Raw genomic sequence first — 8,515 nt, forward strand, 5'->3', positions numbered from 1 at the left:
TAAGCTTTTAATATTATATTGTAATCTCTTTAATATCAGCTATATTTCTAAATCCTAAATATACTTGTGATATTAAATTTTTTCTATTTGTTTTGATTTTTTCATCTTCATGATTTACAAAAACTTTTTCAAAAAAGTTATCAAGATTTGATTTTAGTGAGAAAAGTGCATCAAGCTCTTCTTCAAAACTATCAAATTTTTTATCTTTGATTTTTGAATAATTTGCAAAAAGAGTTTTTTCTTCATCTTGCTCAAAAAGTCTCTCATCTACATTTAAGTTACTATTTAAATCAACATCTTTAACAATATTTGCAACTCTTTTAAATGTAGTACTATACTCTTTAAAACTATCACTTTCTACTATTGGATTTAAAGCCTCTACTTTTTGGAAAATTTTATATATATTTGACTCTTTACTAGCTAAAACTGCTTTTAAAACAGTTGGATTTACATCAAAAATTTTAAATAGTCTATCATTAAAGAAATCTAATAAAACTTTTGTATCAAGATTTTTATAGTTTACTTTTAAATCTTCTACTATAGTTTTAAAATCAATATCAAGTTTATGCTCAATAGCAATTCTTACTATTCCAAAAGCTGCTCGTCTTAGAGCAAATGGATCTTTTGAACCTGTTGGAATTTTTCCAACACTAAATAGTGCCATAAGATTATCAATCTTATTTGACATTGCAACTATTGAAGAGAAAATAGAGCTTGGAAGCTCACTATTTTCACCAGTTGGAAGATATTGCTCTTTTAATGCTAAACTAATTTTTTCATCATTTTTTTCAATTTTTGAGTAGTAGTAACCCATAAGTCCTTGAAGTTCTGTAAACTCATAAACCATCTCACTCATTAAATCAGCTTTTGAAAGCATTACTGCTTTTTGAATTAGTTCAACTTCATTTACACCTAGTTTATTTGCTAAATAAGATGCTATTTTTGCTTCTCTTTCACATTTATCATAAACAGTTCCTAAACCCTCAACAAAAACAAGTTTTTTTAACCCTTCATTTGATAAACCATTTTTAATATCATTTTTATAAAAAAACATTGCATCTGCAAGTCTAGGTCTTAAAACCTTCTCATTTCCAGCAATTATATATCCAAAATCATCTGTGAGAGCATTTGAAACAACTATAAAACTGTTTGTAAGTTTTCCATCTTTATAAACTGCAAAATATCTTTGATTTGCCTTCATAGATGTAACAATAACTTCAGGTGGAAGAGTTAAAAACTCCTCATCAAATTTACCAATCAAAGCTGTTGGATACTCTGTAATTGCAACAACTTCATCTAAAAGTTCCATATCAAGCTCAATTTGAATATTGTGTTTAATCTCAATCTCTTTTAACTGCTTAAGAATCTTCTCTCTTCTTTCATCTTGATATAAAATAACACCATATTTATCAAGTTTACAAAAATAATCACCAACATCATTAAAAACAAATGGCTCATAAGATTGCATTCTATGACCATAAGATATATTTGAAGAATCAACTCCAAAAAGTTGTGCAGGAATAATCTCATTTTCAAGCATAACGCTTAAAAATCTAATTGGTCTTATAAAGCTATCACTTCTGCTTCCCCAACGCATAGATTTACCAAAATTAAGGCTTGATATAAACTCATTTATCATAGAGTTTAAAAGCTCTTTTGACTCTAAACCTTTGATTTGTTGTTTGTAGTATAAAACTTCACCTTTTCCAAAATCTTTAAACTCTAACTCATCTACACTTACACCACATTTTTGAGCAAAACTTTGTGCTGCTTTTGAAAAAGAGCCATCTTTAAAAGCTATAGCTTTTGGAGCACCTATATTTTCAGCCTCTATATCATCTTGTTTTACCTTAAACTCTCTATGCCATAAAACTAATCTTCTTGGAGTGTAAAAAAGATCAAAATTGCAAAGTAAACTATTTTTTTCTAAAATAGATTGCCATTTTTTTTCAATATTTGGAAGCTCTTGTAAAAATGGAATAGCTGGTAACTCTTCAACTCCAATCTCAATCAAAAGTGGTTTAAGCATCGTTTTTTTCCTTATCTTGGTTTTTATTTTTCTCTATTTCATCAAGTTTATCTGTATATTTTTTTATCTGTTGTCTGTTGAAATTTATCACAAACATTGCAAGCATAAAAATAAAAAGAGTTAAAACTACAAAATCTAATATCTCTTTCAATTTTTATCCTTCAAAACTTCACTATAAATAGCTCCATCAATCTCTTCATTTGCAATATCTTCAAGCTCATCACTTGTATCAATCAAAGCTAGAATTTTTGTATCAAACATATAGTTATCTGCTATTTTTTGCATCTTTTTTGCTAAATCTTGAGTACAAACAGCATATTTTGCATTAAAACTATTTGCATAAATCCCCTCTTTTATTGTTTTTATAGATACAAAAAAGTTCAAATTTTGCTTTTTGCAATATTTTAAAAGCTCTTCATCAAAATCAAAAAAAAGTAGTGAATTGGAAGCTGTATTTTTTATATCTTCAATAGAAGAGATTATAAAAAACTCTTCAAAAGGAACTAAACTATCACCAATTATCTTCATAATTAACCTCTTTTATTTAAACACTCTTTTGAGCAATAAAACTTTCCATTTGACAAAATAGCCTCTTTTGAAGATACAAAAGTGCTACAAGTTGGGCATTCAACCATCTCATCACTAATTAAGCTTTGATCTTTTTTTCTACTCTTTTTAAAAAATATTAAATATATTAAAAAAAGCACTAGTGCAACAAATATTATTTTATAAATCATCTTTTATTCCTTTATGTACAAATAGTTTCTATCATCTTTGCAAACTACTTTATAGTTTTTTATTTTTGCCTCTTTTAGCTCATTTTCTAGCATACTTCCTTTATAAAAAAGATAGGAGCTAGACTCTTTTTTTATATTTTGTGTTAGATTTAAAAGTAAATTTGTATTTGTAACAGCTCTACTTGTTATTAAATCAACTTTTAAATCTTCAAGCTCTTCAACTCTTTTTTGTAAGATTGTTAAATTTTTAAGACCTAAAGTAGCTTTTATTATATTTAAAAAAGCAACTCTTTTTGCTCTTGGCTCAATCAAATATGCCTCTTTATCTTTTTTTGCAATTGCAATTATAAGACCTGGATATCCAGCTCCTGTTCCAATATCTGCAAAACTTTTAAAATCTTCTATAAAGTTCAAAGGGTATAAAGAGTCTAAGATATTTTCATAAATAGTTTGATCATCTAAATTTCCACTAAGATTATGAACCCTGCCCCACTTTTTTAAAAGCTGCACAAAAGTTTCAATATCTTTATAAAAGCTATCTTCGTAGATTAGACTATTTGTTTCAAGTAAAGATTTTAAACTCAAATTAGATGTCCCATCTTCTCTTTTTTTGTAGATAAATATAGTTCGTTGTATTTATTTGATTTTATAATTGCTGGAATTCTCTCAACAATCTCAACTCCCAAAGACTCAACATATTTTAGTTTTACTGGGTTGTTTGTGATTAATTTTAGTTTTTTTATTCCTAAATTTTCAAAAATATATCCAACAACTCTATAATCCCTCTCATCCTCTTTGAAGCCTAACTCAACATTTGCCTCAATTGTATTTCTTCCTTTATCTTGCAGTGCATAAGCATTTACTTTATTTACAAGACCTATATTTCTGCCCTCTTGTCTGTGATAAATTACCAATCCACCATTTTTTGCAATAAATTTTAAAGATAGATCTAGTTGGTTTTGGCAATCACACTTTAAACTTCCCAAAGTATCGCCTGTAAGGCACTCTGAGTGAATTCTTACAAATGGAGTTTCTAAAGTTTCAAAATCTAAACTCATTATTGCTAAATGCTCTTGATGTCCATCTTTGTATGCTTTTATTCTAAAATTTCCATATTTTGTAGGAAGGTTTGCTATATTTGATTCAATTATATTCATTTGTATTTAAACCTTTAACTGTTAAAATCGCAAGATTATATCCAAAAGAGGTAAATATTATGTTTAAACGATTTAGAAGATTAAGATTAAATGAGACTTTAAGAAATTTAGTTCAAGAGACAACAATTTGTAAAGATGATTTTATATATCCACTGTTTGTAAGAGAAGGAAAAGGTATTAAAACTGAAGTTTCTTCAATGCCAGGTGTATTTCAAATGAGTATTGATGAGATTTTAAAAGAGTGTGAATATTTACAAAAAATAGGTTTGAACTCTATTATTCTTTTTGCTATTCCAGATACAAAAGATTCAGTTGGAAGTGAGTGTTTATGTGATGAGAGTATCATTGCACGAACTATAAGAGCAATAAAAGAGAAATATCCAAATATGTTTGTAGTTACAGATTTATGTTTTTGTGAATATACAGATCATGGGCATTGTGGAATACTTGATCCAAAAACACAAAGTGTTCACAATGATAAAACTCTTGAAATATCAGCCCTTCAAGCACTTGTGCACGCAAGAGCAGGAGCTGATATGATTGCACCATCTGGAATGATGGATGGAATTATTACGACACTTAGAAGTGCTTTAGATGAAAATGGTTTTAAAGATCTACCAATTATGGCTTATTCAACAAAATTTGCAAGTGGATATTATGGACCATTTAGAGATGTAGCTGAATCAACTCCAAGCTTTGGTGATAGAAGAACATATCAAATGAATGTGGCAAATAGACTTGAAGCTATTAGTGAATCACTTGAAGATGAGAAAGAAGGTGCAGATATTTTAATGGTAAAACCAGCTTTAGCATTTTTGGATATTGTAAGAGATATTAGAAATGAGACAAAACTTCCACTTTGTGTTTATAATGTAAGTGGTGAGTATGCTATGTTAAAACATGCAGGACTTGCAGGACTAATTGATTATGAAAGAGTTATGATGGAGACTATGATTGCATTTAAGCGAGCTGGAGCAAATATAATTATCTCATATCATGCAAAAGAGGTTTGTGAGATTTTGAATAAAAATAGATAATAAACTTATTTAAATTGTGGGTTTAACCTACAATTTATTTTTATAATTTGCTGAAGCATGAAAAATTCTAATTATAAATATCTCTTTTTTACTTTTTATAACTTTATAAACTATAATATGACTTTCATGAACTAAAATCTTACAAGATTTTTTAATATTTTTATTTTTACAATCATTTCCCATATTAGGATTTAATTTTAGAAGTTCAATTTTATTTTCATATCTTGATAAATACTCAAAAGCATTTCTGCTACTCTCTATTGATATATAAGAGATAGCTTCTTCTAAATCTATATAAGCTTGATTAGAATATAGAATTTTATGCATATTTTTGTTTTAAATTTTTTATAATATCTTCATGAGTTTTATTAGAAATTCCAGAATCTAAACCTTTTTGAATCTCTTTTTCTAAAAATGACCAATCTTCAACTTCACTATTTTCCACTATCATAACTTCATCTTTTGGAAGATTATTTAAAAAATAAAAAACTTTTTCAAAAACATTATCTGCAATTTGTAATTTTATAATTTTCATAAATTACTCCTTTAAAATTTGAAGATTATACACTATTTTAATATCTATTTCAATTTTTATATTTATATAACTATTGATATACTTCCAAAATGAATAACTACCAAAAAGCAATAGAAAACTCAAATATAGTATCAAAAACAGATATAAATGGAATCATAACTTTTGTAAATGATGAGTTTTGTAAACTTTTTGGTTTTACAAAAGATGAGCTTATTGGTAAAAATCACAATATTGTAAGGCATCCAGATACACCAAAAGAGAATTTTCAAGCTCTTTGGGAGACAATTTTAGATAAAAAAGTATATAAAGCTACCGTTAAAAATCTATCAAAAGATAAAAAGGATATATATTTAAATACAACTATTATTCCTATATTAGATGAAAAAGAGGAAAATATTGTAGAGTTTGTAGCTATAAGATATGATATTACAAATGAAGTAATGCTTCAAAAAGAGCTTGAAGAGAGGCAAAAAATTCTTTTTTTGCAATCAAGAATGGCAAGCTTAGGGCAAATGTTGGCAAATATTGCTCACCAATGGAGACAACCTTTAACTCAATTAAATCTAAGTTTATATAATCTAAAAAAATCTTTTGAAAAGCAAAACAAAAAAGAGTTTGAAGATTTTTATAGCAACTCAAAAAACCTAATCTTAGGTATGTCAAATACTATTGAAGATTTTACAAACTTCTTTTCTCCACAAAAACAAAAAGAGATTTTTTTATTAAACATCTCTATAAATGAGGCTTTGAAGATTTTAAATGAAATTTTTAAAGATGAGAAAATAGATATCAAATTTGATATTACAAAAGATTTAGAGATTTTTGGAGTAAAAAATGAGCTAACTCAAGTTTTACTAAATATACTTTCAAATGCCAAAGATGCTTTTGTACAAAATGGTATTAAAAATAGAGAATTGTTTATAAAAACATATAAAAAAGATGATTTTATATATCTTGAAATAGTTGATAATGCTCTTGGAATAAATGATGAGATAAAAGATAAAATGTATGAGCCATATTTTACTACAAAACACCAAAGTAGCGGAACTGGTCTTGGATTGTTTATATCTAAAATTATTATAGAAAATAGTTTTGAAGGTGAAATTTCTCACACAAATACCCAAAATGGTTCAAAATTTGAACTAAAATTTCCAATAAAGTTTGAAGTATGAAAAATCTAAAAGTTTTAGGCTAAAACCTAATTTTTTCAATAGTTTTTGTAATTAATTTTGAATCATTTACTTCTTTTATGGCTTCTTCAAGATACTCTTTATTTTTTTTAGAAGAATTTAGATAGTCTGTTTCATCCATTTGTTTTATTACAATATCTACCTTAGCATTTTGAAACTGTTTTTTTAAATTTTTTATGAAACTTAAATTTAATTCATCTAAATTCGTATGAAAAATTGCTTGCATAAAATCTCCTTTATTTTTTAAGATTATACACTATTTTAATATCTATTTCAATTTATATATTTATAGAACTATTGATATACTTCCAAAATGAATAACTACAAAAAAACAATAAAAAAATCAAGTAGAGTACTAAAATTTCCAATAAAGTTTGAAATATGAAAAATCTAAAAGTTTTGATTGTGGAAGATGAGATAGATTTAGCAAATTTGATAAAATCTTCAATAAAAGAGCTATTTTTTAAAGTTGTAATTGCAAAAGATGGCTTAGAGGCTATAAAAAAATTTGATAGCTTCAAACCTGATATTATAATAAGTGATATTATGATGCCAAACTTAAATGGCTTAGAGATGAGTAAAAAAATAAAAGAGAAAAATAGTGAAACTCCTATTGTGATTTTAAGTGCTCATAGTCACAAAGAGATGCTTTTGGAAGCTATTGATTTGGGAATTTCAAAATATTTTATAAAGCCTTTTGATATTGAAGAGTTTATTGAGTATTTAAAAGAGTTATCAAAAAAGATTAATAAAAACAAATCTATAAAATTAAAAGATAATTTTGTCTTTGATTTCAACAATTTATCTTTGTATCAAAATGATATTTTGGTAAATCTTACAAAAAGAGAGAGGCAGTTTTTGGCTCTTTTGATTGAAAATAAAAACTCATATGTAACTACTTTTGATATTAAAAAAACTCTTTGGGAAAATGAGATTGTAAGTGATGAGAGGCTTAGAACTTTTATTAAAAGATTAAGAGCCAAAACCTCAAAAGAGCTTATAGAAAATGTCTCTTCTTGTGGATATATGGTGTTATTTTAATATTCATATATTCTTCACTATTTTCCATACCCTTTTGGATTTTTACTTTGCCAATTCCAGCTAGATTTACACATATCTTCTAAATTATGTTTTGCTTCCCACCCTAAAATCTCTTTTGCTTTTTGTGGAAATGAGACTTTCTCAAAGAGAGTGCAAGGCACAAGAGTCTCATCTTTTTTATTGTACTATTTTTAATATTTTATTGTAAATACATTAAACTTTATCATAGAAGCAATAGCTTTAAAAAACTCTTTGCTCCAAAGTTCAAGTTCTCTTTGGTCGTATATAAACCTGCTCACATCATCTTTTGCCATTTTGATATCTAACTCTTCTATTCTTTTATTCAATAACTCCAACACTTTTTTTTCTGAAATGTCACCTATATTATCTTCAAAAGCTTTACAGCTTTGCTTTAATCTTGCCTCAAGATGAGTCATATCAAGCTCATAGCCATTTTTCACATACCAAACCAAATCATACCAATCTCGACCCTTTGGACGACTTTGCCACCCTCTACATAACACTGCATGCATCTTTCCTGCATATAGTGAAGAGATACTCATAGTTCGTATCTGAAATGGCATAGGTACAAGATGAAGTTTTTCCTCTTCTTTAAAATCAACAGGTGGATTTGTATCCACTTCAAATTTTATTTTGAGTTGTTTTGAATCCTTTTTAAAATACTTGATACACAGAGTAAAACTTTTGAGCCATATCCCATAGCTATATACCAAAAAAGCTTACTATCAAGCTTCAAAAGATCTTGATAATCTATGCGTAAATCCTCTT

General features: G+C 27.0%; 14 protein-coding genes. 3 read left to right on the plus strand and 11 right to left on the minus strand.

What is annotated here, in order from left to right:
• Nucleotides 1–13: 13 nt before the first annotated feature.
• The 6 genes from glyS to ribA are packed head-to-tail and all read right to left on the minus strand — an operon-like array spanning nt 14 to nt 3,923.
• Complete coding sequence (gene glyS / locus WC168_RS08565; protein ID WP_372618681.1) at nt 14–2,029, minus strand: glycine--tRNA ligase subunit beta; 2,016 nt, start codon at nt 2,027–2,029, stop codon at nt 14–16.
• On the minus strand, nt 2,022–2,180 hold the full coding sequence (locus WC168_RS08570; protein ID WP_164703574.1) for a hypothetical protein: 159 nt from the start codon (nt 2,178–2,180) through the stop codon (nt 2,022–2,024). Before WC168_RS08570 ends, glyS begins: the two co-directional genes overlap by 8 nt.
• Nucleotides 2,177–2,557 (minus strand): hypothetical protein, encoded by a 381-nt coding sequence (locus WC168_RS08575; RefSeq protein WP_066351184.1) that lies wholly within the window; start codon nt 2,555–2,557, stop codon nt 2,177–2,179. Before WC168_RS08575 ends, WC168_RS08570 begins: the two co-directional genes overlap by 4 nt.
• Nucleotides 2,558–2,559: 2 nt before the next feature.
• Nucleotides 2,560–2,766, minus strand: coding sequence for a PP0621 family protein (locus WC168_RS08580; RefSeq protein ID WP_066407900.1), 207 nt, complete (start codon nt 2,764–2,766; stop codon nt 2,560–2,562).
• A 3-nt stretch (nt 2,767–2,769) separates the two neighbouring features.
• Nucleotides 2,770–3,351: a 16S rRNA (guanine(527)-N(7))-methyltransferase RsmG gene (gene rsmG, locus WC168_RS08585; RefSeq protein WP_319079865.1), complete on the minus strand. Its 582-nt coding sequence runs from the start codon at nt 3,349–3,351 to the stop codon at nt 2,770–2,772.
• The gene (gene ribA / locus WC168_RS08590; protein ID WP_066161212.1) at nt 3,348–3,923 is read right to left on the minus strand and encodes a GTP cyclohydrolase II; all 576 of its coding nucleotides are present in this window, start codon (nt 3,921–3,923) and stop codon (nt 3,348–3,350) included. Before ribA ends, rsmG begins: the two co-directional genes overlap by 4 nt.
• A gap of 59 nt (nt 3,924–3,982) precedes the next feature.
• Between ribA and hemB the strand changes: the two genes are divergently transcribed.
• Nucleotides 3,983–4,960 carry a porphobilinogen synthase gene (hemB, locus tag WC168_RS08595; RefSeq protein WP_372618693.1) on the plus strand — a complete coding sequence of 326 codons (978 nt, stop codon included), beginning with the start codon at nt 3,983–3,985 and terminating at the stop codon, nt 4,958–4,960.
• Nucleotides 4,961–4,987: 27 nt separating this feature from the next.
• On the opposite strand, the gene WC168_RS08600 is transcribed toward hemB, so the two are convergent.
• Both WC168_RS08600 and WC168_RS08605 read right to left on the minus strand, forming a co-directional pair.
• Nucleotides 4,988–5,287, minus strand: coding sequence for a type II toxin-antitoxin system RelE/ParE family toxin (locus tag WC168_RS08600; protein WP_372618684.1), 300 nt, complete (start codon nt 5,285–5,287; stop codon nt 4,988–4,990).
• Nucleotides 5,280–5,495: a hypothetical protein gene (locus tag WC168_RS08605; RefSeq protein WP_066355045.1), complete on the minus strand. Its 216-nt coding sequence runs from the start codon at nt 5,493–5,495 to the stop codon at nt 5,280–5,282. The genes WC168_RS08600 and WC168_RS08605 overlap by 8 nt, the downstream gene beginning before the upstream one ends.
• Nucleotides 5,496–5,584: 89 nt before the next feature.
• Between WC168_RS08605 and WC168_RS08610 the strand changes: the two genes are divergently transcribed.
• A complete protein-coding gene (locus WC168_RS08610; RefSeq protein WP_372618687.1) occupies nt 5,585–6,667 on the plus strand; it encodes an ATP-binding protein in 1,083 nt (360 codons plus the stop codon).
• 19 nt (nt 6,668–6,686) lie between these two features.
• Here WC168_RS08610 and WC168_RS08615 read toward each other — a convergent pair whose 3' ends face one another.
• Nucleotides 6,687–6,911 carry a hypothetical protein gene (locus WC168_RS08615; RefSeq protein ID WP_319994870.1) on the minus strand — a complete coding sequence of 75 codons (225 nt, stop codon included), beginning with the start codon at nt 6,909–6,911 and terminating at the stop codon, nt 6,687–6,689.
• Between the two features lie 155 nt (nt 6,912–7,066).
• Here WC168_RS08615 and WC168_RS08620 point away from each other — a divergent pair, with 155 nt between their 5' ends.
• Nucleotides 7,067–7,726, plus strand: coding sequence for a response regulator transcription factor (locus WC168_RS08620; protein ID WP_066353959.1), 660 nt, complete (start codon nt 7,067–7,069; stop codon nt 7,724–7,726).
• 17 nt (nt 7,727–7,743) lie between these two features.
• Here the strand turns inward: WC168_RS08620 and WC168_RS08625 are convergent, their stop codons facing one another.
• Together WC168_RS08625 and WC168_RS08630 are read right to left on the minus strand one after the other, a co-directional pair.
• Nucleotides 7,744–7,887 carry a hypothetical protein gene (locus WC168_RS08625; protein WP_372618689.1) on the minus strand — a complete coding sequence of 48 codons (144 nt, stop codon included), beginning with the start codon at nt 7,885–7,887 and terminating at the stop codon, nt 7,744–7,746.
• A gap of 30 nt (nt 7,888–7,917) precedes the next feature.
• Nucleotides 7,918–8,460 carry a nucleotidyl transferase AbiEii/AbiGii toxin family protein gene (locus WC168_RS08630; RefSeq protein ID WP_372618691.1) on the minus strand — a complete coding sequence of 181 codons (543 nt, stop codon included), beginning with the start codon at nt 8,458–8,460 and terminating at the stop codon, nt 7,918–7,920.
• Nucleotides 8,461–8,515: the final 55 nt, after the last annotated feature.

This window comes from Aliarcobacter sp., assembly GCF_041672065.1.
Classification (GTDB): domain Bacteria; phylum Campylobacterota; class Campylobacteria; order Campylobacterales; family Arcobacteraceae; genus Aliarcobacter; species Aliarcobacter skirrowii.